Raw genomic sequence first — 26,238 nt, 5'->3', positions numbered from 1 at the left:
AACTGGAGCAACTGGAGTAACTGGAGCAACTGGAGCAACAGGAGCAACTGGAGTAACAGGAATAACTGGAGCAACAGGAGTAACTGGAGCAACAGGTGAAACAGGAGCAACAGGAGCAACAGGAATAACCGGAGCAACAGGAGTGACAGGAGCAACAGGTGAAACAGGAGTAACTGGGGTAACAGGAGCAACAGGTGAAACCGGGGCAACCGGAGTAACAGGAGCAACAGGCGAACCTGGAGGAGTAACAGGTGAAACTGGAGCAACCGGAGCAACAGGTCCAACTGGAGCTATAGGTGAAACCGGAGTAACAGGATCAACGGGGCCAACTGGAGCTATAGGTGAAACAGGGCCTGCTGGAGGAGCAACTGGGGATACCGGAGCAACTGGAGCAACCGGAGCAACTGGAGCAACTGGAGCAACAGGAGCAACCGGAGCAACAGGAGCAACTGGAGCAACTGGAGCAACAGGAGCAACCGGAGCAACCGGAGCAACTGGAACTGTTCAACCAAATCCGTTTGAAGTATATGTTCAAGCTGGTGCAGTTGGTGGAGATGGAACTCAGGCAAGCCCATTTGGAACTATTCAACAAGGTGTTACAGCAGTATCACCTACAGGTATAGTTCATGTTTTAGGAGGAACTTATTCAGTTACTGCAACAATTACAGTTAATAAAGCAGGAGTAACATTACAAGGATATCCTAATACAATAGTTTTATTACAAGCAGCTGTGATTCCTTTCCTTGTTACTGGAAGCGGAGTTACAATAGATGGATTTACTATTACAAGTGATTTGGCGTATGCAGTTGAGTTTATACAATTTGCAGGAATTAATCACAAGCTAACAAATAACTATATATATGGACCACCTCAGGCAGGACCATCTACAGGTTGGGTAGTAAATCGTGGATTTTTAACCCAGGGAAATGTAGTTAACCTGATAGTTCAAAATAATATATTCTACTTTATGAGACAACCAGCATATTTAAATCCAAATTCTACAGGATATATTGTAGATAATGTGACTTATAATACTAGAGGATTTGTTGTAGATAGAGCAATATTTGTTTTCTCAGGAAACTCATGGGGAATTCCACAGAATGCCGTTGATATTGCATTGCTAGTTGGGACTCCTACTGGTGCACCATATGATCCTACTTCAGCATTATCAACCTATAACAGTTCCGCAGTAATAAGTGATCAGAGATAAAGAAATATAGAATATTATAGTTTATAAATTTACCCTACTAAATTAATGTCATTGATTTAGTAGGGTTATATATTTATAAGAATAAAAAATCATTTAGAGATAAAATTTATATTTTTTCAGCTATACTTTTCTTATAATGTAAAATCGTTTTAGAATTTCCACTAAAAAATTAAAAAAAATATAACACTTTTGTTGACATATATAATATATTATTGTACATTTATAATGTAATTTAATAAACCTCACTTTTAATGGTGGGGTAGAGGCGCGATATTTATTAGTCTTTAGAAGAGTTTGAGAAGCAATGATGCTATAGAGAAGGAAATATCGCCGAAGTAAATAATAATCTCATTATTATTTGCTGGGTCTGTAGTTAAGAGCTGCAGGACTGTCTCAATAAGCCACCCAGTTTATTGAGTTGTGCTATCTCATTTAGGGAAAAGTGGAGGGAAACTAGTAGCAACTATGTTTATTGCGATCTGAGTTCAGCTCAGATCTTTTTTTATAACTTAAAAAGATAATATAAGCTAAAAATATGAGGGGGAACAAAAAATGAAAAAATTATCATTAATAGTAACAGCTGTTTTATCAGCAACACTTTTACTTACAGGATGTGGCTCAAAGGCTTCTGATACATCAAAAACTGAAGATACTTTTAAAGTTGGAATGGAAGCTGGGTACGCTCCTTTTAACTGGACTCAAAAGGATGATTCTAATGGTGGAGTTAAAATTGATGGGGCTGCAGAATATGCAGGAGGCTATGATGTAGAAATAGCTAAAAAGATTGCTGAAGATTTAGGTAAAAAGTTAGTTATAGTTAAAACAGAATGGGATGGATTAATACCAGCACTAGAATCTGGAAAGATAGATGCAGTTATAGCAGGTATGTCTCCAACAGCAGAACGTAAAGAAACAATAGACTTTTCAGATAATTACTATAAATCAGAGTTAGTTATGGTAGTTAAGAAAGGTGGAAAATATAATGGAGCTACTTCGTTAAAAGATTTTAGTGGAGCTAAAGTAACTGCACAATTAAATACTTTTCACTATTCTGTTATAGATCAAATAGCTGGAGTTCAAAAACAAACAGCTATGGATAATTTCTCGGCTATGAGAGTTGCTCTTGAGTCAGGTGTAATTGATGCATATGTTTCAGAACGTCCAGAAGGAATTAGTGCTGAATCTAATAGCAATAATTTTAAGATGATAGAGCTTAAGGATGGATTTAAGGCATCTGAAGAAGATGTTGCAATAGCAGTAGGAGTGAAAAAAGGCAGTGATTTAACAGCTAAGATCAATTCTACATTAGCAAAAATTTCTGAATCAGATCGTAAGACTATAATGGATAATGCTATAAAAAACCAACCTGCTGCTGAATAATAGCAAGGTATATATAAAGCCGAGTGTATTTAAATAACATTCGGTTTTGTCAAGTGAAACTTGATTCAGATAGGGTTTTATCCCCAGCTGAATTTTAGTTGAACCTATCTAGAGTCGTGCCAATGTTATCTCCCACCAGAGGTATTACAGTGGCTAGACGTCAGATAAATTAAAGGAGTGAAAAAATGACTTTTGAGGATATTGTAAAAATCTTTTCAAATAACTGGCCTATGTTTTTACGTGGAGCTGGTATGACTTTATTAATTTCTATTATTGGTACAATCTTAGGATCTATTATAGGATTGTTAGTAGGAATGGTTAGAACTATTCCTGTACCTGAAAGAGGTATAAAAAAGGCAGTTCTAAAAATTATTAATGCTATCTTATCTATTTACATAGAAGTATTCCGTGGAACCCCTATGATAGTACAAGCGATGGTAATTTATTATGGATCAGCTTTAGCTTTTGGGATAGATATGAACCGAATATATGCAGGTATATTTATAGTATCTATAAATACAGGAGCGTACATGTCAGAAATTGTCCGTGGAGGAATAGTTTCTATTGACAAAGGACAGTTTGAAGCAGCACATGCTATAGGTATGAGTCATGTTCAAACTATGATTAATGTAGTATTACCACAGGTTATTAGAAATATATTACCAGCTACAGGTAATGAGTTTGTTATAAATATAAAGGATACATCTGTACTTAGTGTAATATCTGTAACAGAGTTATTTTTCCAAGCAAAATCTGTAGCAGGAATCAATTATAAGTTTTTTGCAACGTTTTTTATTGCTAGTGTTATGTATTTTATAATGACCTTTGCAGTAACAAGAATACTAAGATTTATCGAGAAAAAAATAGATGGTCCGGACAACTATATTATGTATGCAAACCAAATGCAAGTTGAAACACCAGAAGATATGTTACGCAGAAACCAAAATAATTAGGTTAAGGATTTAAGGACAAAGGAGATAAGTATGGAAAAAATAATTGATATTAAACATTTAAATAAATCCTTTGGAACTCATGAAGTTTTAAAAGATATTGATTTTTCAGTAAATAAAGGAGAAGTTGTTTGTATCATAGGATCATCGGGTTCAGGTAAGTCTACTCTTCTTCGCTGCGTTAACCTTTTGGAGAAACCAAGTGGTGGTGAGATAATATATAAAGGAAAAGATATTTTACATGATGAACATGATACACGTGCATATCGTACAAAGCTAGGCATGGTATTTCAACAGTTTAATCTATTTAACAATCATGATGTTCTAAGTAACTGTACTGTAGGACAAATGAAGGTTTTAAAAAGAAGTAAAGAAGAGGCTGAGAAAGTAGCCATGAAGTATTTACAAGTTGTAGGTATGGAGCGTTTTATAAATGCAAAACCAAGACAATTATCTGGTGGACAAAAACAGAGAGTTGCTATTGCTAGAGCTCTTTCTATGGAGCCAGATGTTATACTGTTTGATGAACCAACATCAGCTCTTGATCCAGAAATGGTAGGCGAAGTTCTAAAGGTTATGAAAGAACTTGCAGAATCAGGACTTACTATGATGGTAGTAACTCATGAAATGGGATTTGCTAAAGAGGTATCTGATCGTGTAGTGTTTATGGATAAAGGCGTTATAGCAGAAGAAGGTCTACCAGAAGAAATATTTAATAATCCAAAACAAGAACGTACTAGAGAGTTCTTAAAAAGGACTTTAAATTAATAAACTAAACCCTTGAATTTCAAGGGTTTTATTTTTTTATACACCTATGTAAATCTATGTCTTAAAAGGTAATAAAAATTTAAACATTAGTTCATAATTGAAAATGATTACTAATGTTGACAGGTTTCTTCAAAAGTTGTTTAATTGAAACTGACCAGTCGGTTTATGAATAAAAGGAGGAAGGAACATGAATAAAACTAATAAATTTAATGCTAAAAAATCTGTTATAGGAATTTTAATTATATCTGTAATTGCTGTAACACTTATACCTATGCTATATTCCTCTATTTATTTAAGCGCATTTTGGGATGTCTATGGTAAATTAGATAATGTGCCTGTAGCGTTTGTAAGTATGGATAAGCCTATAGTAAAAGATAATAAGAAGTATAATATAGGACAAGACTTACAAGATAACCTAAAAGATAATAAAAAGGTTCAGTGGAATTTTGTAAATTATGATGATGCAAAGGCTGGGGTTGAGGGTAATAAATATTATGCAATGATAGTCATACCAGAGGATTTTTCCCAAAAGATTGCAGACTCAAAAGATGGTGTTTTTAATAAACCTGAGATAATTTATGAAGCTAACAAAGGGCGAAACTATATATTCTCACAAATATCTGAAAAAGTAGCAACAAGTATAAAATCAGAAATAGCAGAAAATATACAAGAGGAAACTTCAAAAGCACTTGTTGACAATTTGTATGATATTAAAAAGTCATTAGGAGATGCTAGTGATGGGGCTAATAAACTTCAAGATGGAACTCAACAACTTTACGATGGAAGTAAGGATTTATCAAATGGACTAATTAAAGCATCCAACGGATCAGGAGAACTACAAAAGGGACTAAAAGATGCAGCAAAGGGTGAAAGCCAAGTTTATAATGGAATAAACTCTTTAAGTATTGGATTGAACCAGCTTAAAGAAGGATTAACTCAAAAAAATGATAAAGTAGATCAACTTATAGCTGGAGCAAAGGGAGTTTCTGATGGAGCTAATGCTATTTATGGTAAAGCTAGTGATGCAAATATTAAGCTATCTCAAAACTTAAATAGTGCAGCTACTGGAATTAAGGATGTATCGAGTTATATAAATACTTCAGATGCTTTAATAGCATCAGTTTTAGAAACTTATAAAACAACCGGAAATTTAGATGTTGCAACTCTTATGAAGGCTCAGGCTATTTTAGATGGTGTTAAAAGTAAGGATATAAGTAGTAATATAGCATATCCATTGAGTCAATCAGCTAATTCACTACAGCCTTTAGTGGATGGACTAGGTACACTTAAAGGTGGAGCAAAACAAGTGGCTGATGGTACTTCTGAACTTGTAAAAGGTATTGAAGCAAGTCAAATACAGGCAGCAGTAGGCGTAGATCAATTAATTGCCGGGACAAGTTCATTAAAAGATGGAAGTGGACAAATACTACAGGGATTAAATACTGCTGCTGACAAAACAGGAGAATTAAGTAGTGGATTATCACAACTAAGTAATGGTGCAAATACTTTAAACTCTGGTTTAAATGATGCAAATGAAGGAAGTAAAGAATTAAAAAATGGTCTAAATAGTGGATACACAGATATGGCTAATAATTTAAAATTTACATCAGATAATATGGCCGACTTTGTAAAGGAGCCAGTAGTATTAAATGAAAATACTATAAATAACGTAGAATATTATGGTGAAGGATTAGCTCCTTATTTTGTATCATTATCTTTATGGTTAGGAGCAATGTTTATTAACCTTTTATTATCACTTGTTAAGAAATTTGATTTAATAAAAGGAAAGTTCTTTAACAGCTTTTTAGGAAAGTTTGTATTAGGTACAGTAATAGCTGTTGTTCAAGCTTTATTAGTAAGCGTAGTGCTTACTAAGGGATTAAATATACACACAGTATCCATGACAACTTTCTTCATAACAAATATGTTTATATCTGTTGTATACTTTAGTGTGATGTATGGAGCTTCACATGCTATAGGAATTGTGGCAACACCAATAATGTTTATTATATTCCTATTGCAGTTAGCTTCATCAGGAGGAACTTTCCCAATAGAAACAGCACCAACTTTCTTTAAAATAATAAACGAATATATACCTATGACTTATGCTGTATCTATACTGAGAATGGTAACTAGCGGAATAAATTCTGTAGTGTTTAATAAGGATATCTTTATACTACTAATATTTATGTTAGCATTTTTATGTGGAGGTCTAGTTATAAGAGCTATTATTAATATTTTACAAAAAGAGAAAAAAAGTAATGAAAATTTAAAAGCAGCTTAAGAGATAATTCTCCTTTAGGGTAAAATCTAGAGGGGAATTTTTGTTTGTCAATTTGACGTACAGTAATAGGATAGGTATTATGATAAGGAGGTTAGTTCCATAAAATTTACAAGGGGGATATAGATTTGCAGAATTTATTATTAACACTATTAGTAGCAATAGTAGGAGGAACAATAGCACTAAAATTAAAAGTTCCAGCTGGAGCAATGATAGGAGCTATGATTTCAGTAGCAATTTTTAATATAGTTTTAGGAAAGGCTTATTTCCCAGTAAATGCGAAAATAGTTACACAGATAGCAGCAGGAGCTTTTGTTGGAGCTGGAATAACTTATAGAGATATTATAAGTCTAAAATCAATAATAAAGCCTGCGGTAATAATAACTTTAGGTATGATATCAATAAATCTCATTATGGGATATTTAATGCATAAACTTACTGGAATTGATTTAGTTACATCTCTTTTTGCTTGTGCTCCAGGTGGAATTGTAGATATGTCGATTATAAGTAGTGATTTAGGAGCTGATACATCCAAGGTTGCAATATTACAATTAGTTAGGCTTATGGGGGTAATGCTTATATTGCCATCCTTGTTAAAGTTGATATGTAATAAACTCGGAGTATGTATAGTAAAAGATAAAACTAAAGTTGAAAAAGAAGAAAATATGAACAATAGTAATATACAGAATCTATTTATGACATTAGCTGTAGGAGGAATTTTTGGAACAATAGGTTATCTTCTAAAAATTCCTGCTGGAGCTATGACTTTTTCTATGATATCAGTGGGAGTTTTTAATATACTTTCAAGCAGAGGATATATGCCCCTTACGCTTAGGAGAATAACTCAAATGTGTGCAGGAGCATTAATAGGAGAACGGATGACCTTTAATGATCTAACAGGTATGGGGGATATTCTATTTCCAGCACTTATGATACTTGTGGGAATAATAGTTACAAACTTAGCTTTAGGATTTTTAATAAGTAGAAATAGTAATTTAGAAATAACAACAGCATTATTTTCTAGTGCACCAGGTGGAATGTCAGATATGACACTAATAGCTGATGAACTTGGAGCGGATACCCCTAAGGTAGCAGTTTTACAGCTTGTTAGAGTAATAAGTGTAATAGCTTTATTTCCAATAATAATTAAGTATATAAGCGAACTCTTGACATAAAATTCAAAAAGTGGTATATAAAAAGTAGGGATTAGCACTCTAGTATATAGAGTGCTAACAAAATTCAACTAACTACGCGTATGAAGCGTAGTTTTATAGCGAGAGGAGAGATTTGCGTTGGAAACAAAACAATTTAAAGCAGAATCCAAAAGACTTTTGGACCTTATGATTAACTCTATTTATACTCATAGGGAGATATTTTTAAGGGAGCTTATTTCTAATGCTAGTGACGCCATTGATAAAATTTATTATAAGGCACTAACAGATGACTCCATAACCTTTGATAAGGATAATTACTTTATCAAGGTAACTGCTGATAAAGAAAGCAGAACAATCACACTTACTGATACAGGTATAGGAATGACAAAGGAAGAGCTTGATGATAACCTTGGAGTTATAGCTAAAAGTGGTTCCCTAAATTTTAAAAAAGAAAATGAGCTTAAAGATGGATATGATATTATAGGTCAGTTTGGTGTTGGATTTTATTCAGCATTTTTAGTAGCTGATGAAGTTACTGTTATAAGTAAAGCCTTTGGTAGTGATGAAGCTTATAAATGGGAGTCAAAAGGGGTAGATGGATATACTATTGAACCTGCTGAAAAAGATTCTTATGGTACAGAAATTACTCTTAAGATTAAAGAAAACTCAGAAGATGAAAACTTTGATGAATATTTAGAGGAGTATAAATTAAAATCAATAATCAAAAAATACTCTGACTTCATTAGATACCCTATTAAGATGGATATAACAGGTAGAAAACCAAAAGAGGGTACAGAAAATGAGTTTGATGAATATATAGAAGAACAAACTATAAATAGTATGGTTCCTATATGGAGAAAAAATAAAAATGAACTTACTAAAGAAGATTATGATAATTTCTATTCAGAAAAACATTATGGTTTTGATAAACCTTTAAAATATATACACACTAGCGTTGATGGAGCTATAAGCTATAATGCTATATTATATATTCCTGAAAAAACACCATTTGACTTTTATACAAAAGAATATGAAAAAGGTTTAGAATTATATTCAAATGGCGTAATGATAATGAATAAATGTGCTGATCTTTTACCTGACTATTTTAGCTTTGTAAAAGGTATAGTTGACTCAGAAGATTTATCTCTTAATATATCAAGAGAAATTTTACAACATGATAGACAACTTAAACTAATAGCTAAAAATATTAAGTCTAAGATAAAAGGTGAGTTAGAAAGCTTATTAAAAAATAAAAGAGAAGATTATGATAAGTTCTATGAATCTTTTGGAAGACAATTAAAGTTTGGAGTTTACAGCGATTTTGGAAGCAATAAAGATGTTCTACAAGATTTGCTAATGTTCTACTCTTCAAAAGAGAAAAAGATGGTAACTTTAGCTGAGTATGTAGGTAGAATGAAAGAGGATCAAAAATATATTTATTATGCTGCTGGAGAATCAAAAGAAAGAATAGAAAAACTTCCACAAATAGAACTTCTATTAGATAAGGATTATGAAGTATTATATTTCACAGATGATATAGATGAATTTGCTATAAGAATGCTTATGAACTATAAGGAAAAAGAATTTAAATCTATATCAAGTGGAGATTTAGGAATAGAATCAGAAGAAAATAAAGAAGCTAATGAAGCAGAAGAAAAAGATAATAATGATTTATTTGAATATATGAAAACTGCTTTAGCTGATAAAGTTAAAGATGTTAGAGCTTCAAAAAGGCTAAAAAATCATCCAGTATGTTTATCAAATGATGGTGAGCTTTCAATTGAAATGGAAAAAATATTAAACTCTATGCCTAATAATGAAAATGTTAAGGCAGATAAAGTTTTAGAAATTAATGTACATCATGATGTATTTAATTCTTTAAAGCAAGCATTTGAAAATGATAAAGATAAATTAAGCTTATTTACAGATTTATTATATAATCAAGCTTTACTTATAGAAGGATTATCTATAAATGATCCTGTAGAGTTTACAAATAATATATGTAAGATAATGAAATAGTTAAAAGTCCATTGCAGAAGTGCAGTGGACTTTTTCACTTTAATTTGATAGGAGCATTGACAATATACTAAGGTACCTTTATAATAAAATAAAAGAAGGTACCTTAGTATGTTTATTAAAGGAGATAAAAACATGGAAAAAAGTAATAATGATTTAATTAAACAGTTAGCTAGACTTCAGTGGTTAATGCATAAACATCACTTTAAAAATCATAAAAATCATGGACCTATGGCGGATATTCACAGAGGTCAAGGAAGAGTGTTAGCCTTATTAAAATTAAAACCAGAAATTACTCAGAAGGAATTGGCGAATATTTTGGACATAAGATCACAGTCATTAGGTGAGCTTTTAGCAAAATTAGAGAGAAACGGATATATAACTAGAACACCTTCGGAGGAAGATCGTCGTGCTATGATTATTCGTTTAACAGAAGAGGGAAAAGCAGCAACCAATGAAAAAGAACAAGAGGATAATACTAAAGATTTATTTAAATGTTTAAATGAGTCTGAGCAAAATAATCTTAAAGACTATTTAGGACGTATAATTGTGGAATTAGAAAAAGAGCTTGGTGATGCTGATGAAATTGAACATGAAATGCACCATCATAATCATCCTCATATGGGTAGAAGAGGATTTTTAGAGCATTGTGATAGAAGAAGAGGCTTTAATCATCATTGCAATGAGGAAAATCATCATAATCCTTTTGGCAGAAAAACAGATATAAAAGAGGATGAAATTGAAGAATCTAGTGATAAAATGTAAAAAAGAACTATAAAAAATAAAGCAAGAAGTTTTCTATTTATAAAGATAAACTTCTTGCTTTTTTACCTATATTTTTGAAAGAGCTTGTTCTAGATCGTAAATTAAGTCATCAACACCTTCGATACCGATTGAAAGTCTTATAAGATCTGGAGTAACTCCAGCAGCTATTTGCTCTTCTTCAGTAAGTTCTGAATGAGTTGTGCTTGATGGATGAATTACTAATGACTTGGCATCTGCAACATTTGCAAGTAAAGAGAATAATTCTAAGCTATTAATAAATTTCTTTCCAGCTTCAAGACCACCGTGAATTCCAAAAGTGAATATTGAACCTGACCCTTTTGGTAAATACTTTTCTGCAAGTGTTTTATATGGGCTAGATTCAAGTTCAGGATAATTAATCCAAGAAACTTTAGGGTGATTACCTAAGTACTCAACTATTTTTCTTGTATTAGATACATGTCTCTCAACTCTTAAAGATAAAGTTTCTAGTCCTTGAAGTAAATAAAATGCGCTTTGTGGACTAAGTGCAGCCCCTGTATTTCTTAATAATTGAACTCTTGCCTTTAAAGCAAAAGCAGGTGCACCTAAAGAAGCATAAACTAGATTGTTATAGCTTTTATCTGGAGTTGTGAAATCAGGGAATTTACCACTAGCTGCCCAGTCAAAGTTTCCTCCATCAACAATTACTCCTCCAAGTGTAGTTCCATGTCCCCCTATAAACTTTGTAGCAGAATGAACTACTACATCAGCACCATATTCTATAGGTTTAACTAGGTATGGAGTCCCAAAAGTATTGTCTATTATAAGTGGAATCTTGTTTTCATGTGCTATATTAGCTACAGCTTCGATATCTAAGACATTAATTTTAGGATTTCCTATAGTTTCACCATAAAGAGCTTTAGTTTTATCTGTAATAGCTTTTCTGAAGTTTTCTGGATCATCTGGATTTACAAATACAACATTGATTCCTAGTTTCTTTAAAGTAACTGAAAATAATTCATAGGTTCCGCCATATAAAGTAGCGGCAGCAACTATTTCATCTCCAGCACTTGCAACATTTAGAATAGAATGAAGTATGGCAGATTGACCAGAAGCAGTTGCAAGCCCAGCAACCCCACCTTCAAGTTCTGCAACTCTTTTTTCAAATACATCAGTTGTAGGATTCATTATTCTTGTATAAACATTTCCTGATTCCTTTAGCTGAAATAGATTAGCAGCGTGATCTGCGTTATTAAATACATAAGAAGTCGTTTGATAAATTGGAACAGCCCTAGCTCCAGTAGTAGGATCAGGAACTTGTCCTGCATGAACCTGTAAGGTTTCAAAACTTAATTTTCTTTCACTCATTTTTTAGCCCCCTCTTTTTTCATATATTTCATATATGTATAGTAGGTATTTTGAATATATACCTCTTAATAAAGTTAATATCATTGTATCAGATAAGTTTTAAGATAGAAAGCATTAAATAGGGAAAAAATAGTTAAATTTTTTTAAATAACTTACCTAAAAGTGCGTACTTGTGTATAAAAATATATTGGAGTAAACTAAAAAATATATTAAGTTATTAGGAGGAGTTTTAATGAAGGTTGTTGCTTTTAATGGAAGCCCAAAAAAAGAAGGAAACACTTATCAAGCACTTAAATTAGTTGCTGATCAATTAGAAAAAGAAGGTATAGAAGTTGAAATTGTCCATGTGGGAAATCAAGTTATAAGAGGATGTATGGCTTGTGGTGGTTGTGGAAGAAATAAAGATGAAAAATGTGTTTTGCAAGGGGACTTTTTAAATGTCTGGGTTCAAAAAATGAAAGAAGCTGATGGTATATTACTTGGGTCTCCGGTACATTATTCAGGAATAGCTGGAACTATGAAATCATTTTTAGATAGAGCTTTCTATGTTTCAAGTAGTAATGGTAATTTATTTAGACATAAGGTTGGAGCAGCAGTGGTTGCAGTTAGACGTTCAGGAGGGCTTCCAACTTTCCAACAATTAAATAACTTTATAAACTATTCAGAAATGCTTGTACCTACTTCAAGCTATTGGAATGTAATTCATGGAACTAAACCAGGAGATGTAGTTGAAGATGGAGAAGGAACTCAAATAATGAGGACATTAGGGAAGAACATGGCTTGGTTAATGAAGTTAGTTGAGAATGGTAAAGATAATGTTCAAGAACCAGAAAAAGAAGGAAAGATATTTACTAGTTTTGTAAGATAAAGATATATGTTAAGGAGCTTATAAATAGTATTATAAGCTCCTTTTGTTATAAGTATAATTTATATTGGGTATAAATATTGGTTAATTGACAGAAGTCACTTTATAGAATACCATAGTATCATGATAGGAATTGGAGGAAATGTTTCTAATTCCTTTATAATGAGATAGTTGACCAGAAAACTGGAGACTAGATTTATTTATAGTTATATTTACTATAGATTTATTTAGTGTCCAGTTTTTAGTGTTTAATAGATTAATTTATGGAGGTATGTAAGTATGTCAAAAAGTTATGGAAAAGCAAAAAAAGTATTACTATTAGGCCTTGATGGAGCAGATCCTATGTTAGTTCAAAGGTATGTAAAAGAAGGAAAGTTGCCTAATTTTAAAAAAGTTATAGAATTGGGAGCAACTACTAAGGATTATTCAATGCAGGCTGTACTACCAGCAATAACTCCTCCAAATTGGGCATCTTTAGCTACTGGAGCATGGCCTAGCACTCATGGAATAACTTGTTTTTGGAATCATACATTAGGAAATGAATTAGATCAAATGGACTATGGCTTTGATTCTAACTTATTGAAGGCAGAAACTATATGGGAAACTTTATCTAAGGAAGGAAAGAAAAGTATCTTATTTAATTACCCAACTGCATGGCCTCCAAAGACTAAAGATGATATTTACATAGATGGTACAAGCATCTATACAAATCTAAGAGGATATATAGATTATGAAAAAGTTTATGAAGCTGAGGAAGGAGACTTCCCTATTACAGAAATACCACATGTGCTAGATAATAGCGGTACTGATTGCAGAGTTGAAGGAGAAATTTCTTCAATAAAAGCTGAAATAAGTAAGGAAGAATACGAGGGATTTGGATATACACAACCAGGTTTAGTTACTTCAGAAGAAACTGGAGAATTATCAGCAGATGTACCTAATGCAGATCAAGTTAAAACACCTATAAAAGAAGCTAAAGGTTGGAAAAATGCCCCTGAGGGAGCAAAGGAATTAATACTTCCTGTTAATAATGGTGAAGCAAGAAGATATGCACTTATAGTTGCAGAGTGTGGGCAAATTTATAACAAGATAAAGATATATGTTAGTAAAAATGATGAGGAGCCTATAGGTGAAGCTAAGGTAGATGAGTGGAGTAATTGGATTTATGATAATTATACTATTGATGGAGAAAAGACGAAGGTAGCTTATAAAATAAGAGTTCTTAGTTTATCTGAAGATGGAAGTAAAATAAGATTTTATAGTTCATTTGTGCTTGATTTATATGGAGATAGATATTTTTATCCTAAAGGCATAGGTGGAGAGATTTATGATAAAGTTGGACCTATGCTTCAACCAATAAATTACGATAGATTAAACCCGCTGGCTGATAAAGTTATGGTTGAGTCTGTTAGAGAAATGTATGATTGGCATGTAGATGCTATTGATTATTTATTAGAAAATAAAGAGTGGGATCTTTTCTATGTTCATATGCATGGAATTGATATGTTTAATCACTTTTATCTAGACTATACATTTAAAGAAGCTTCTGAGGAATATGAGAGATATCAAGAATTAATATATAAAATTTATGAAATAAGTGATGAATTTATAGGGAAAATGCTTAAGTATCTTGATGATGAAACATCTATTTTTATTGTGTCAGACCATGGTGGGGTAGGCAAAAATCCAGAGATAGAGTTTCCACTTATTGGAGATATGTGGGGAATAAATACTGGAATAATGGGAGATCTTGGTTATACAAAGATAAAGGAAGTTAATGGTGTTCCAGAAATAGATTGGGAAAATACTAAGGCGGTTGCGCAAAGAGCTACATTTATCTATGTAAACTTGAAGGGAAGAGATCCTAAAGGAATCGTTGATCCGGAAGATTATGATGAGATCGTAAGAAATATAATAGATGATCTTTATAACTATAGAGATCATGAAACAGGTAAGAGAATAATTACACTTGCTCTTAATAGAAATGACATGGGTGTTTTAGGACTTGGTGGTGAAAATAGTGGAGATATATTCTATATAATAGAACCAGAATTCACTAGATGTCATGGAAACGGACTAAGTAATCATACTTTAAATGGACATTCTATGAATGCTTTATTTGCAGCAGTTGGAGCAGGGATTAAAAAGGGTATAGATATAAATAGAAAAGTATCAGCAGTAGATATAGTTCCAACAATCAGTCATTTGGTAGGAAGTAAGGTGCCTAAAAATGCTGAAGGGGGAATAATATATCAGGTATTGGAGGACTAGAAGATTTTTATGAATAGCACATTAATTCAAAAGGTGTCAGAAGAGAATTTTGATAGTGTTACTTTTGAAAATAATATTACAACTATAGCATTTTTTAATGCTAATCGTTGTAATATATGTACACTATTAAGTTCAATATTAGAGGAAGTTGCAGTTGAATACAGAAAAAAAGTAGAGATATATTCCATTAATGTAGATGAATATGAAGGATTAGTTAAAAGATTTAGATTAACTGGAATACCTACTTTACTAATATTTAAAAATGGAGAAGTACAAGAACGACTTACTGGTTTTAATAATAAAAAGGTTATAAAAGAGAGGCTTGATTATATATTGAGCTTAAGAAGTGAAGAAAAATAAAAAGTTATTAAGGGATGGTATTAATGAGTAATAAAGTAATAGGATTTGTGAAAAGTATTTTTGTTCGAAAAAAGTATAAGTTAATTTCTACATTATCTGTAGCAGTAGTAATACTGATTTGGATTATTGGAGATAAGTTAAAGTGGTATAATCAATTATTTCTTCCATCTCCTAGTACCGTTTTGTCAGCTTTCGCGGAAGTTTTAAAGGATGGATACAAAGGGCAAACATTATTTTTTCATGTGCTTTCAAGTATGAAGAGATTATTTACAGCATTAATTTTAGCTTTTATCATTGCAGTTCCAATTGGACTTGCGTGTGGTAGTTCAAGATTCTTATTAGCAATAATAGATCCTTTCATTGAATTTTATAGGCCGCTGCCACCTTTAGCTTACTATACTCTATTAGTATTATGGTTTGGGATTGAAGATTTTTCTAAAGTTACACTACTGTTTCTAAGTGCATTTGCTCCTTTATTTATAGCAACTGTATTCAGTGTTCAAAAGGTGCCTAAGGATAGAATTAATGGCGCAAAATCTTTGGGCGCAACAAATTTAAGATTGTTTATACATGTAATATTTCCATCCTGCTTACCAGATTTACTTACTGGACTTAGAACTTCTGTTGGGGTTGCATATTCAACATTAGTAGCAGCAGAGATGGTAGCAGCTGTCTCAGGAATAGGCTGGCTGGTTTTAGACGCAAGTAAATATCTAAGATACGACATGGTATATATGGGAATTATTATTATGGGAATTATAGCAATCATAATTGATAGCTGTATTAGATATGTGTTAAAAATAACATCACCTTGGATTGAAGAAAAAAATAATTAATATTTTGGAGGAGTTATAAATGAAAAAGAGAAAATCATTAATAAGTTTGATAAGCATTATCTTATTAGGAATAATGGTATTTATGACAGGCTGTGGGAAAAAAGAAAATGCCCAAGGAGATTCTACAGATAAGAATGGAGACCTACCTAAAGAAATAAGAATAGGATATATGGTATCTCCAAATGGAGAATTACTTGCGAAAGCAAAAGGTTCTGTAGAAAAAAAATTCCCTGATATTAAGATTAATTGGGTAAAATTTGATGCAGGTAGAGACATTATTACTGCTTTAGCTGGAGGGTCATTAGATTTAGGGACTATAGGAACTCCACCAGCAGCATTAGGAATAGCAAATGGATTACCTTATGATGTATATTATCTTCACGATATAATAGGAGATAGTGAGGCTTTAGTTGTTAAGAAGGATTCAGGAATAACATCTATAAAAGATTTAAAAGGAAAGAAGATAGCGACTACATTTAGTTCTACATCTCATTTTAGTTTATTAAATGCTTTGAAATTAAATAGAATTAGTGAATCAGAGATTACTTTATTAGATATGCAGATGCCAGATATAAATGCTGCTTGGACTAGAGGAGATATAGATGGGGCATACGTATGGGAAACTACTAAAACAAAATTGGTTAATGATGGTGGAAATGTAATTATTACATCAGCAGATTTAGCTAAGCAAGGAGCTATAACAGGGGAACTTGGGATTGTTCAAAAGGATTTTGCAAGCAAGTATCCTGATGTACTTAAGGATTATATATCAGTATTAGATGAATCAGTTAATGATTATAAGAATAAACAAGATGAATCTTCAGAACTTCTCTCTAAAGAATTAGGATTAAGTAAAGAGGAAGCCCTTAAAACAATGAATCAAATTATTGTACTTAATAAAAAGGATCAAACAGATAAAAAGTATCTTGGAACTGCAAGCAAACCAGGAGAATTTGGTAAATTACTAAAAGATACTGGAGATTATTTAGTAACACAAAAGGCTATAAAGTCTTCACCAGATTTAGAAGTTTATCAAAAATCCATACTTAACAGTTTATATGATTAAAAGAAGGAGTAAAGGGGGTCATATTAATGTCTTTTTCAGAGCAAGAACTAATAAATTCAAAGGTTGAATATGACTCTTCCTTTGAGAATAAAAAAGAGGGGTATATATCCTTAAAGGATATTAGTTTAAAGTATACACAAGGAGCTGGAAGTATTGAAGCACTAAGAGATGTTAATTTAGAACTTCAAGATAATGATTTTATATGTGTGTTAGGTCCATCAGGGTGTGGAAAATCTTCACTTCTAAATATTATTGCAGGTTATATAAAACCTTCAACAGGTTCAGTTATAGTAGATGGAAAAACTCATACTAAACCAGATCCAGAGGTAGGAGTGGTATTTCAGCAGCCTAACTTATTTCCGTGGCTTAATATAGAGAAGAATATAGAGTTTGGACTTAAAATGAAAAAAGTCTCTAAATATAAAAGGAGAGAGATAACTAAGCACTATCTTCAAATGGTTGAGTTAGAAACCTCCTCAAAGCTTTTACCTCATCAACTATCAGGCGGAATGAAACAAAGAGCAACAATTGCAAGGACATTGGCGGCTGATCCTAAAATAATACTATTAGATGAACCATTTAGTGCTTTAGATGCACTTACCAGGGAGAAGATGCAGAACCATTTACACTCTATTTGGAAGAAAACTCAGAAGTGTTTATTCTTTATAACTCATGATGTAGATGAAGCATTGTTACTTGGAAAACGAATAATAATAATGCATCCAAATCCAGGTAGAATAATAAAAGACTTTATAAATCCGTTATCAAAGTTTAAAAGTGATTCCTTTCGTTTACTAAGGTCTACAAAAGAATTTAGTGAAATGAGGGAGTATTTAATAGATCAAATACAGAATGAAGAAGCAGTAAAATAGATATTTTTAAAAGGGCAAATAAAAAGTTTGCCCTTTTAAATTAATATAAGAGGAGAATATATGGATACCAGAAAAGGAACTATACTTGGGCTTATAGCTGGAGCTTTGTGGGGACTAGATGGAGTTTTAATGGGTGTGTATTTTGATAAAACAATATTAAGAGGGGGGGAAAGTATTATATTACTATCCATAATAGGAGCATGCATACATGATGGATTAGCTGCTATATGGATATTTATAAAAAATATACTAAGTAATAAAAGCCGTCTATATAAGGCCGTTATAAAGGAAATTTCAATAAAAACTTTAATATTTGGTGCAATACTTGGTGGACCTATAGGTATGACAGGAAGCTTACTTGGAATTCAGTTCTCAGGAGCTTCTTATACTTCTGGAATAACGGCTTCCTATCCAGTACTAGGAGCTATTTTAGGGATAGTTTTCTTGAAGGAAAAAGTAAGTGCTAAAGGTATTGTTGGGATAATTACAGCCGTGTTAGGTGCTGTAATTATTAGTTATAGTCCTCCAGACAATACAAACTACTTATATTTTTACATAGGGATAGGATGTGCTATTTTTGCTGTTATTGGATGGTCATTAGAAGGGGTTTTATCTACTTACAGTATGAAATATATAGAACCAGATATAGCTATTGGAATTAGAGAAATGTATTCTTTTCTTACATATTTAATTGTTATATCAGCAATTGTTCTAGTTAAGAAAATGGTTATAAGTGACTATATAAATTACCAATATTCATGGATAGTAGTTTTATCATCAATAGTTGGAGCTTTTTCATTTCTATGTTGGTATCGTTCGATGAAAATACTAGGGGTGAGTATAGCAATGTCACTTAATATAACCTACGCTTTATGGGTTGTTTTATTTTGTGTACTTTTAACCGGTTTGAAAGTAACTCAAAATTTAATAATTGGAGTAATAGTCATAACTATAGGAACTATGTTTACGATATTTGGGAAAAAAGATGAATATAAAAAGGATTGATGTATATGGAAAAACTAGCACTTAAAAAAATTGGAGAAAAAGAGTTTGATTATCTTACTTTTGAAAGTGAAAATCCGGCATTAGTGTTCTTTGGAGCCAGAAGATGTATGGTATGTAGAGATCAGCTTCCGATAGTAGAGGAAATAGCTTACGAATACAAGGATAAATTTAATTCCTATTGGGTAGATGTAGACAGGAATAAACCTTTATTTAGAAGATTTAGACTACAGGGAATACCTAATATAGTAATATTCAATGAAGGAGAAATTAAAGAAAAAATTAGAGGGTTAAATTCTAAAGAAACATTGATACAAATACTTAGAAATGTGATATAATCACTTAAATGAAAATAGGTTCTAAGATGGATTAAAAGAGAAGGGGGATATCATGCGCTTAGAGCAATTATATCATATTGTGGAAGTAGAAAAGTGTAAGTCTATTTCACTAGCAGCAGAAAATAGCTATATTTCACAACCTGCAATTAGTTCATCAATTTCAAAGCTTGAATTAGAACTTGGAGTTACTTTATTTAAGAGAACAAATCAAGGAATGTTACCTACAGAGATAGGAGAAAAGATAATACAAGAGGCTACAGTTATCATTGATAAAATTGAAGAATTGAAAACAATAGCAAGAAATGATGCTAAGGATTTAACTGGAAATGTAATTATTGCAGTTGAACCAAGCTTTTCAAGTACATTTATGGTGAACATAGTTACTAGTTTTAAGTTTAAGCATCCTAAGGTAAATCTAACACTAAAAACAGGTGAGTCTAATAATATCTTTCATGATGTTATTTCAGGAAAAGCTGACGTTGGAATCATTTTAAGGAGTACAAGAATAGATAATTTAGATAATATTAATTCATCGCGCTTACTTAAAGATAAGCTCATGGTTATTTCAAGTAAAAAATCTAACTTAATTAATAAAGAAAGTATATCCATAAAGGAGGCTTTAAAGCTTCCTGTTGCATTATACAACACTGGGTATGAGACAAGTTGTGCGATATCGCAAATAGTTGCTTCTTTTGGTAAGTTAAATGTGGCGTACAGATTCGATAATTTAAGTATATTGGAAGAGGTTGTAGCAGAAGGTACTTCTATAGCATTTGTGCCTAAAATAATGATGAATTATTATTTAGATAAAGAGAAAATAGTTCCAATTATCATAGAGGATGATGTTTTGGACGTACATATTGATATGATATGGAACAAGCGTCATCGTATTTCAGAGGTAGAAAAGGAATTAGTTAAAACCATTAAAACTATGTGTTCAATATGTGACTTTATGTAAAAAATATGCTCTTTAAAGCACTGATTCAAGAGAGTCAGTGCTTTTTTAAAAGGAGCAACTACTTAAAAGGAATTTAATATTATGAAAGGGTGTAGGGCTTAGGATGTTAGAAGAACTAAAAACTTTTATGGTTGTGGTAGAACAAGAGAACTTCACTAAGGCAGGAGAAATGATAAAATTATCTCAGCCAAGCGTAAGTTTACATATAAAAAATCTAGAAAAATATTTTAATACAACACTCATTACTAGATCCTCAAGGCAGAAAAATATTATAATAACTGAAAGTGGAAGGTTGCTTTATAGAAGAGCAAAAGAAATTTTTAGATTAGTTGAGAATACAACAAATGAACTTAAAAATATATCTAGTTCACTAAAGGGGCACATAAAGATAGGATCAAGTCTTACCATAGGTGAGTATTTTCTTCCTAATTTTTTAAAACAGTTTTCCATGGATTATCCAGATATTGAGATAGAAGTTATAATTGAAAATACTGCAAGTATATGTGAAGGAGTTAGAAATCTAAAGTTAGACTTTGGACTTATTGAGGGAATTGTTTCTTCACATGATTTTAAGCAAGAATATTTTTTAGAGGATAACATGGTTTTAATGGTTCCTTACAATCATCCTCTAACAAAAGATGGGTTTACATATGACAAACTTCAAAACTTAAGATGGATAAGTAGAGAATTTGGCTCAGGAACTAGAGAATATTTAGATATATTTCTAACAACTAATGAGATAGTTCCAAGAAATATAATGGTACTTGGAAGTAATTATGCAATAAAGGAAGCTGTGAAAAATGGGTTAGGTGTAACTCTTATTTCTAACTATGTAGCAAAAGAAGCATATAAAAATAAAGAAGTATCAATAATAGAAGTAGATAATAGTTTTAAAAGACATTTTTCATATCTAATATCCAAAGACATATCTCTATCAATGATTTCAAAGGTATTTATTGAAAGTCTAAGTGCTTATAGTGATAAATATGATATTGAAAAATAATAAGGTTAAATGATATACTAATTCAAGTAAAGAAGAACAAATAAAATAAATAGAGGTATACTCATGAACAGTGATGAAATATATAAACGTATAATGGTTATGGATAGCGTAAAAAGTGCTACTTCATATATGAAAAATAGCGAACTTACTAAATCAGATTTAAGTAAGTTATGTAAAAGACATAATATTTTCGTTGATGATAAAGCAACAAAAGAATCTATGATTACATTATTCATAAATTCGACTATTGGTGTGAAATTGAAGAATAAAGCTAAAAATAGATATAAAACTAAATAATTCAAACATGAGTATTGTTTATGAATATCTAATGACAAGTTAAGCTATTATATTAATTAAAAATTAATATGATGGCTTTTTTGCTTTAGTAATCAGCATAAGCTTTTATATCATAGAGAATACTATTTTAAAGACATAGCTATAAAAATAGATTTATCTATGGAGGATACAAGTATGGTTATAAAATTGTTAAAAAGAAATTGGTTAATTTGTGTGGTAGCTTTGGGTGTATTATTTAATATAAATAGTGAAGCAATAGCAAGTGAAATCATAACTTACAGTATTTCAACAAATTACAAAGATGATAGAATTGAACCACAGATAAAGATTCCTATTAATCTAGAGATTGAAAAAGAAGCTCAAAAAAGCGTTGAAGAAGGTCATTCGCCATGGAAACTTGATCCTGTTTTTGTAGCTCAGGTTTTTGTAAGTCTGCAAGTTTCACCAGAAGGTATTACAGGAGACTACCCAATCAAAGATAAAGAATTAAAGATTATCCAAAGCAGTGAAATGGAAACTATAGTTGAAGTAAATTCAAATAAGACGAAAATTAAAAAAGTATATCTAAAGAAATTAATAAAGCAGGATTCAACCGGAATATGGACTGTTGTGGGGTATGATTCGGAATAAAAAAAGTAAGATATATTAAATAAATGCCACATCAACTAAGTAAAGTTAATGTGGCAATTTATTCTTTATCTATTTTGCACTTAAAGCAACTATATTTAATAAGCTCCAAGGTTTGTTAAAGTGTGGTTGGAAGAAGAAATCAACAAATGCTAACTCATCTATAGTCATTTTGTTTTGAATAACAACAGACATTGTATTCATTAATTGAGTCAAATCTGTTTTAGATATTATTTGAGCACCAAGTATTACTTCTGATTCCTCGTCATAAACAACCTTAACAGTTGCTGAGTCAAATGTAGGCATAAACTCAGGTCTATAGTTATCTGTAGCTGATACTGTTTTTACTTTTAAGCCTAAAGCTTTAGCTGAAGCTTCTGTAAGACCAGTTGAAGCTATATTGTAGTCATAGATTTTTATTCCTGAGGTTCCTTGAGTACCCATATATTTAGTAGTAGGTTCTACTAGGTTTCTACCTATTAAAGTACCCATTCTAACTGCATTTGTAGCAAGTGGAATGTATTCTCTTTTGCCTGTTGGATTATATATTATTGAAGCGCAGTCTCCAGCAGCAAATATACCTTCTTTACTTGTTCTCATATATTCATCCACTATTATTGCTCCGTTTGGAAGCATATCTAACTTATCTTTAAATAGAGCTGTACTTGGTCTAAATCCAATACATAGAATTACAAGATCAGCTTCATATTCACCTTTATTAGTTATAACTTTAGTTACTTTACCATCTTTTCCTTCAAATTTACTTACAGTTTCTCCTAAAGCTAGTTTAATTCCATGGTTTCTAAATTCATCTTCAGCAGTATCTGTAAATTCTTTATCAAGATATTTGCTTAAAACTCTATCCATACCATCTATTAAAGTAACTTCTTTACCGTTCATTTCGAAAGCTTCTACAAGCTCTACACCTATATAACCAGCTCCTACAACAACTATTCTATTTGCTGATTTAGCTTTTTCTATAATTGTATTTGAATGAGCATAATTTTTTGAAAGAAGTATATTGTCTAAATCTATTCCTTCAATATTAGGTACTATTGGCCATGACCCCGTAGTAATTATTAATTTATCAAAGGTATCCTCAAACTCTTCTCCAGAAGTTAAATCCTTAACTTTTAAGATTTTATTATCTACATCAATATCTAAAACATCATGAGACATCTTAGTTTTTACTCCAAGTTCCGCTAAAGCCTCCGGTGAACTATAAAATAATCCTTGAGGATCTTTAACTACTCCACCTACATATAATGCTATTCCACAAGATAAGAAAGAGATGTTGTCATTTCTTTCGTATACTGTTATTTCTGCATCAGGATGTTTTTTTGCTGTATTTACTATTGCAGCTGTACCTGCATGAGTACAACCTATAACTGCTACCTTCATATAAAATTACCTCCAAAACAATAAATATATTTTATTTACAAATAATCATTCTTTATAAATAATATTTTAACAAAGTATTGTTAAAAAATCTATATGTTTTTTTATTTTTTTCTTAAATTTAAATTGTATACCATAAAAATATTATCTATAGCAAAACTTAACAGGGATAGTTTCATAAGCTTTTCAAAAGATAGATAAGGAGGTGATTTTAATGACTCAAAAACTTGGTAAAAATAATAAAACAGGTGAAAAATCTTATTATAGAAATAAAAATAATAAATCAGCAGCAAACCCTGTAAATGCAGATGAAGATAAAGATATGAGTAAACCTGTTAGAGGACTACCTAAATAGCAGTATTAATTAAAAATGAATTCTACAAGGCGCAAGTGGTGCCTTGTTTTTTTATAAAAACAATTAACTTTTTTTCTTTTTAAATGTTTTTCTTTTTAAATGTTTAAATGTTTAAATGTTTAACTTTTTAAGCATTTAACTTTTTATTAAACATAATTGTCAATCAATGAATCTAATGAGGCTTGGGAAGAAGCCTCTACAGTAATAAGCTTAAAAGGAATTTAATGCAACCACTCCTACGTCGGGTTGCTACAGGGCAGATGTGCGTATATTTCCCCAATAGATGGAAATAATAGTAGTGATTTTAATTAATTGTGTTTAGGAGGATTTTTATGGAGAATGCAATGTTTTGTTATCAGTGTGAGCAAACTATGGGTGGTAAAGGCTGTACTAAGTCAGGGGTTTGTGGTAAAACTCCAGAGATAGCTAATCTTCAAGATCTACTTATCTATCAGTTAAAGGGAATATCTTGTTATGCTAAGAAAATCATGGAGCAAGAAAAAAAGATAGATAAGAGTATAGTTTCTTTTGTTGAGAATGGATTGTTTACAACTTTAACTAATGTTAATTTTGATGCAGAAGTTCATGTAAAACTGTTACAAGAATCACAAAGTATAAAGGAAAGACTTAGAGACGAGGCTCCAGAAGGGGAATATCCTGATCAGTGTACTTATAATTTAAGTGAAACAAAAGAAGAAATGCTTAAGGATTCTGTTAAGGCTGGTATTATGTATGATCAAAGTCTTGATGCAGATATAAGATCGTTAAGATCAACAATATTATATGGATTAAAAGGTGTAAGTGCCTATGGTCATCAAGCAAGATATTTAGGTTATCACAGTGATCAGGTTGATGAGTTTTATTTTAAGGGACTAGAGGCAACGACAAATGATAATTTAAGTCTTGAAGATTTGATTAGAATGGCTATGAGAACTGGAGAGATAAGTGTAGAAGTAATGAGAACCTTAGATGAAGCTAATACTACTACTTATAAAAATCCATCACCACATAAGGTAAATGTAAATAAGGTTAAAGGACCGTTTATTATTGTTTCAGGACATGATTTAAAAGATTTAGAGATGTTATTAGAACAAACAGAAGGAAAAGGAATAAATATATACACCCATGGGGAAATGATACCAGCTCACGGATATCCTTCATTAAAAAAATATAAACATTTAGTAGGTAATTTTGGTGGAGCATGGCAGGATCAACAAAAAGAGTTTGATAATATACCAGGATGTATTTTGATGACTACTAACTGTTTAATGAGACCAAGAGAAACTTATAAAGATAGAATATTTACAACAAATGTAGTTGGATGGGATGGTATAAAGTTTATTCCGACTAAGGATGATGAAACAAAGGATTTTAGTGAAATAATAGAAAAGAGCTTAGACTTAGGTGGATTTAAGGAAGATGAAGAGAAGAAAGAAATATTAGTAGGCTTTGGTCATCATGCAACTTTATCTCATGCAGAGAAGATAGTTGAAGAAGTTAAGGCGGGAAATATAAGACATTTCTTCTTGATTGGTGGATGCGATGGAGCAAGACCAGGAAGAAACTACTATACAGATTTTGCCAAGATGGTACCAAGTGATTGCATAATTCTTACTTTAGCTTGTGGCAAATATAGATTTAATAAATTAGAGTTTGGTACAGTTGTAGGACTTCCAAGACTACTAGATGTAGGTCAATGTAATGATGCATATTCGGCTGTTAGAATAGCTACAGCTTTAGCAGATGCTTTTGATACAGATGTAAACTCACTACCTTTAACTATTGTACTTTCTTGGTATGAACAAAAGGCTGTTGCTGATCTTTTAGCATTATTATCTTTAGGTATAAAGGGAATGTACCTTGGACCAAGTTTACCAGCATTTTTATCTCCTAATGTTCTACAATACTTAGTTGATACATTTAATATAAAACCAATAAGCACAGCAGAAGAAGATTTAAAAAGTTCATTAAATCAAATCTGTTAACATAAGTAGTAAAATACTGTTAAAATTTTGTTTTAGCAGTATTTTATTTTTTCTATAATAAATATAATGGTAGTGGGGTTTTTATAAACTTTGAGGTGTTCATTTTAATTAATAATGTATATTTAAAAAAAATT

General features: G+C 31.5%; 24 protein-coding genes and 1 riboswitch. Of the genes, 22 read left to right on the top strand and 2 right to left on the bottom strand.

Translation table 11 applies throughout. The annotated features are described in order from the left end of the window. From B3N22_RS06350 to B3N22_RS06315, 8 genes are all read left to right on the top strand, one after another. Positions 1 to 1,210 (top strand): collagen-like domain-containing protein (locus B3N22_RS06350; RefSeq protein WP_286905567.1); only part of this gene is annotated, 1,210 nt, incomplete at its 5' end. 252 nt (positions 1,211 to 1,462) lie between these two features. Beyond that, positions 1,463 to 1,644, top strand: a riboswitch (Lysine riboswitch). Positions 1,645 to 1,762: 118 nt separating this feature from the next. Next, positions 1,763 to 2,590, top strand: a complete 828-nt coding sequence (locus B3N22_RS06345) for a transporter substrate-binding domain-containing protein (protein WP_286905566.1) — start codon at positions 1,763 to 1,765, stop codon at positions 2,588 to 2,590. Between the two features lie 185 nt (positions 2,591 to 2,775). After that, positions 2,776 to 3,543 (top strand): amino acid ABC transporter permease, encoded by a 768-nt coding sequence (locus tag B3N22_RS06340; RefSeq protein ID WP_286905564.1) that lies wholly within the window; start codon positions 2,776 to 2,778, stop codon positions 3,541 to 3,543. Positions 3,544 to 3,573: 30 nt separating this feature from the next. Then, positions 3,574 to 4,308 carry an amino acid ABC transporter ATP-binding protein gene (locus B3N22_RS06335; RefSeq protein WP_021803422.1) on the top strand — a complete coding sequence of 245 codons (735 nt, stop codon included), beginning with the start codon at positions 3,574 to 3,576 and terminating at the stop codon, positions 4,306 to 4,308. Between the two features lie 187 nt (positions 4,309 to 4,495). Beyond that, positions 4,496 to 6,592, top strand: a complete 2,097-nt coding sequence (locus B3N22_RS06330; protein ID WP_286905563.1) for a YhgE/Pip domain-containing protein — start codon at positions 4,496 to 4,498, stop codon at positions 6,590 to 6,592. Positions 6,593 to 6,717: 125 nt separating this feature from the next. After that, positions 6,718 to 7,764 carry an AbrB family transcriptional regulator gene (locus B3N22_RS06325; protein ID WP_286905561.1) on the top strand — a complete coding sequence of 349 codons (1,047 nt, stop codon included), beginning with the start codon at positions 6,718 to 6,720 and terminating at the stop codon, positions 7,762 to 7,764. A 117-nt stretch (positions 7,765 to 7,881) separates the two neighbouring features. Then, on the top strand, positions 7,882 to 9,762 hold the full coding sequence (gene htpG, locus B3N22_RS06320; protein ID WP_286905559.1) for a molecular chaperone HtpG: 1,881 nt from the start codon (positions 7,882 to 7,884) through the stop codon (positions 9,760 to 9,762). 132 nt (positions 9,763 to 9,894) lie between these two features. After that, positions 9,895 to 10,524, top strand: a complete 630-nt coding sequence (locus B3N22_RS06315) for a MarR family winged helix-turn-helix transcriptional regulator (protein ID WP_286905557.1) — start codon at positions 9,895 to 9,897, stop codon at positions 10,522 to 10,524. Between the two features lie 66 nt (positions 10,525 to 10,590). Here B3N22_RS06315 and B3N22_RS06310 read toward each other — a convergent pair whose 3' ends face one another. After that, complete coding sequence (locus tag B3N22_RS06310) at positions 10,591 to 11,871, bottom strand: O-acetylhomoserine aminocarboxypropyltransferase/cysteine synthase family protein (protein ID WP_286905556.1); 1,281 nt, start codon at positions 11,869 to 11,871, stop codon at positions 10,591 to 10,593. Between the two features lie 232 nt (positions 11,872 to 12,103). Between B3N22_RS06310 and B3N22_RS06305 the strand changes: the two genes are divergently transcribed. From B3N22_RS06305 to B3N22_RS06250, 12 genes are all read left to right on the top strand, one after another. Then, positions 12,104 to 12,739, top strand: coding sequence for a flavodoxin family protein (locus B3N22_RS06305; protein WP_286905554.1), 636 nt, complete (start codon positions 12,104 to 12,106; stop codon positions 12,737 to 12,739). 276 nt (positions 12,740 to 13,015) lie between these two features. Further along, entirely contained in the window at positions 13,016 to 15,007 is a 1,992-nt protein-coding gene (locus B3N22_RS06300; RefSeq protein ID WP_286905552.1) for an alkaline phosphatase family protein, read from the top strand. A 9-nt stretch (positions 15,008 to 15,016) separates the two neighbouring features. Then, on the top strand, positions 15,017 to 15,367 hold the full coding sequence (locus B3N22_RS06295) for a thioredoxin family protein (RefSeq protein WP_286905550.1): 351 nt from the start codon (positions 15,017 to 15,019) through the stop codon (positions 15,365 to 15,367). Positions 15,368 to 15,390: 23 nt separating this feature from the next. Further along, complete coding sequence (locus tag B3N22_RS06290) at positions 15,391 to 16,203, top strand: ABC transporter permease (protein ID WP_286905547.1); 813 nt, start codon at positions 15,391 to 15,393, stop codon at positions 16,201 to 16,203. A 19-nt stretch (positions 16,204 to 16,222) separates the two neighbouring features. Beyond that, positions 16,223 to 17,269, top strand: a complete 1,047-nt coding sequence (locus tag B3N22_RS06285; protein WP_286905545.1) for a taurine ABC transporter substrate-binding protein — start codon at positions 16,223 to 16,225, stop codon at positions 17,267 to 17,269. A gap of 26 nt (positions 17,270 to 17,295) precedes the next feature. Next, positions 17,296 to 18,141, top strand: coding sequence for an ABC transporter ATP-binding protein (locus tag B3N22_RS06280; RefSeq protein WP_286905543.1), 846 nt, complete (start codon positions 17,296 to 17,298; stop codon positions 18,139 to 18,141). Between the two features lie 60 nt (positions 18,142 to 18,201). Beyond that, on the top strand, positions 18,202 to 19,146 hold the full coding sequence (locus B3N22_RS06275; RefSeq protein ID WP_286905540.1) for a DMT family transporter: 945 nt from the start codon (positions 18,202 to 18,204) through the stop codon (positions 19,144 to 19,146). 5 nt (positions 19,147 to 19,151) lie between these two features. Then, positions 19,152 to 19,481 carry a thioredoxin family protein gene (locus B3N22_RS06270; protein WP_286905539.1) on the top strand — a complete coding sequence of 110 codons (330 nt, stop codon included), beginning with the start codon at positions 19,152 to 19,154 and terminating at the stop codon, positions 19,479 to 19,481. Between the two features lie 52 nt (positions 19,482 to 19,533). Then, complete coding sequence (locus tag B3N22_RS06265; RefSeq protein WP_286905537.1) at positions 19,534 to 20,439, top strand: LysR family transcriptional regulator; 906 nt, start codon at positions 19,534 to 19,536, stop codon at positions 20,437 to 20,439. Positions 20,440 to 20,542: 103 nt separating this feature from the next. After that, positions 20,543 to 21,442: a LysR family transcriptional regulator gene (locus B3N22_RS06260; RefSeq protein ID WP_286905535.1), complete on the top strand. Its 900-nt coding sequence runs from the start codon at positions 20,543 to 20,545 to the stop codon at positions 21,440 to 21,442. A 63-nt stretch (positions 21,443 to 21,505) separates the two neighbouring features. Then, the gene (locus B3N22_RS06255) at positions 21,506 to 21,739 is read left to right on the top strand and encodes a hypothetical protein (protein WP_286905533.1); all 234 of its coding nucleotides are present in this window, start codon (positions 21,506 to 21,508) and stop codon (positions 21,737 to 21,739) included. A 174-nt stretch (positions 21,740 to 21,913) separates the two neighbouring features. Then, positions 21,914 to 22,369, top strand: coding sequence for a hypothetical protein (locus B3N22_RS06250; RefSeq protein WP_286905531.1), 456 nt, complete (start codon positions 21,914 to 21,916; stop codon positions 22,367 to 22,369). A gap of 69 nt (positions 22,370 to 22,438) precedes the next feature. Here the strand turns inward: B3N22_RS06250 and B3N22_RS06245 are convergent, their stop codons facing one another. Then, positions 22,439 to 23,767, bottom strand: a complete 1,329-nt coding sequence (locus B3N22_RS06245; RefSeq protein ID WP_286905529.1) for an FAD-dependent oxidoreductase — start codon at positions 23,765 to 23,767, stop codon at positions 22,439 to 22,441. A 211-nt stretch (positions 23,768 to 23,978) separates the two neighbouring features. On the opposite strand from B3N22_RS06245, the gene B3N22_RS06240 reads away from it, so the two are divergent. Beyond that, the gene (locus B3N22_RS06240) at positions 23,979 to 24,119 is read left to right on the top strand and encodes a hypothetical protein (RefSeq protein ID WP_175550890.1); all 141 of its coding nucleotides are present in this window, start codon (positions 23,979 to 23,981) and stop codon (positions 24,117 to 24,119) included. A 332-nt stretch (positions 24,120 to 24,451) separates the two neighbouring features. Continuing rightward, positions 24,452 to 26,104: a hydroxylamine reductase gene (gene hcp / locus B3N22_RS06235; protein WP_286905527.1), complete on the top strand. Its 1,653-nt coding sequence runs from the start codon at positions 24,452 to 24,454 to the stop codon at positions 26,102 to 26,104. Positions 26,105 to 26,238 lie beyond the last annotated feature (134 nt).

Origin of the sequence: Clostridium sp. UBA1652, assembly GCF_002320975.1 — a bacterium.
In the GTDB taxonomy this organism is placed as follows: Bacteria; Bacillota; Clostridia; order Clostridiales; family Clostridiaceae; genus Clostridium_T; species Clostridium_T intestinale.
This window is presented reverse-complemented; position numbering and strand designations above follow the sequence as displayed.

Excerpts from the sequence above, each read along its gene's own strand:
- B3N22_RS06345 (WP_286905566.1), top strand. The coding sequence starts at position 1,763 with ATGAAAAAATTATCATTAATAGTAACAGCTGTTTTATCAGCAACACTT.
- B3N22_RS06340 (WP_286905564.1), top strand. The coding sequence starts at position 2,776 with ATGACTTTTGAGGATATTGTAAAAATCTTTTCAAATAACTGGCCTATG.
- B3N22_RS06335 (WP_021803422.1), top strand. The coding sequence starts at position 3,574 with ATGGAAAAAATAATTGATATTAAACATTTAAATAAATCCTTTGGAACT.
- B3N22_RS06330 (WP_286905563.1), top strand. The coding sequence starts at position 4,496 with ATGAATAAAACTAATAAATTTAATGCTAAAAAATCTGTTATAGGAATT.
- B3N22_RS06315 (WP_286905557.1), top strand. The coding sequence starts at position 9,895 with ATGGAAAAAAGTAATAATGATTTAATTAAACAGTTAGCTAGACTTCAG.
- B3N22_RS06310 (WP_286905556.1), bottom strand. The coding sequence starts at position 11,871 with ATGAGTGAAAGAAAATTAAGTTTTGAAACCTTACAGGTTCATGCAGGA.
- B3N22_RS06305 (WP_286905554.1), top strand. The coding sequence starts at position 12,104 with ATGAAGGTTGTTGCTTTTAATGGAAGCCCAAAAAAAGAAGGAAACACT.
- B3N22_RS06300 (WP_286905552.1), top strand. The coding sequence starts at position 13,016 with ATGTCAAAAAGTTATGGAAAAGCAAAAAAAGTATTACTATTAGGCCTT.
- B3N22_RS06295 (WP_286905550.1), top strand. The coding sequence starts at position 15,017 with ATGAATAGCACATTAATTCAAAAGGTGTCAGAAGAGAATTTTGATAGT.
- B3N22_RS06290 (WP_286905547.1), top strand. The coding sequence starts at position 15,391 with ATGAGTAATAAAGTAATAGGATTTGTGAAAAGTATTTTTGTTCGAAAA.
- B3N22_RS06285 (WP_286905545.1), top strand. The coding sequence starts at position 16,223 with ATGAAAAAGAGAAAATCATTAATAAGTTTGATAAGCATTATCTTATTA.
- B3N22_RS06280 (WP_286905543.1), top strand. The coding sequence starts at position 17,296 with ATGTCTTTTTCAGAGCAAGAACTAATAAATTCAAAGGTTGAATATGAC.
- B3N22_RS06275 (WP_286905540.1), top strand. The coding sequence starts at position 18,202 with ATGGATACCAGAAAAGGAACTATACTTGGGCTTATAGCTGGAGCTTTG.
- B3N22_RS06270 (WP_286905539.1), top strand. The coding sequence starts at position 19,152 with ATGGAAAAACTAGCACTTAAAAAAATTGGAGAAAAAGAGTTTGATTAT.
- B3N22_RS06265 (WP_286905537.1), top strand. The coding sequence starts at position 19,534 with ATGCGCTTAGAGCAATTATATCATATTGTGGAAGTAGAAAAGTGTAAG.
- B3N22_RS06260 (WP_286905535.1), top strand. The coding sequence starts at position 20,543 with ATGTTAGAAGAACTAAAAACTTTTATGGTTGTGGTAGAACAAGAGAAC.
- B3N22_RS06255 (WP_286905533.1), top strand. The coding sequence starts at position 21,506 with ATGAACAGTGATGAAATATATAAACGTATAATGGTTATGGATAGCGTA.
- B3N22_RS06250 (WP_286905531.1), top strand. The coding sequence starts at position 21,914 with ATGGTTATAAAATTGTTAAAAAGAAATTGGTTAATTTGTGTGGTAGCT.
- B3N22_RS06245 (WP_286905529.1), bottom strand. The coding sequence starts at position 23,767 with ATGAAGGTAGCAGTTATAGGTTGTACTCATGCAGGTACAGCTGCAATA.
- B3N22_RS06240 (WP_175550890.1), top strand. The coding sequence starts at position 23,979 with ATGACTCAAAAACTTGGTAAAAATAATAAAACAGGTGAAAAATCTTAT.
- hcp (WP_286905527.1), top strand. The coding sequence starts at position 24,452 with ATGGAGAATGCAATGTTTTGTTATCAGTGTGAGCAAACTATGGGTGGT.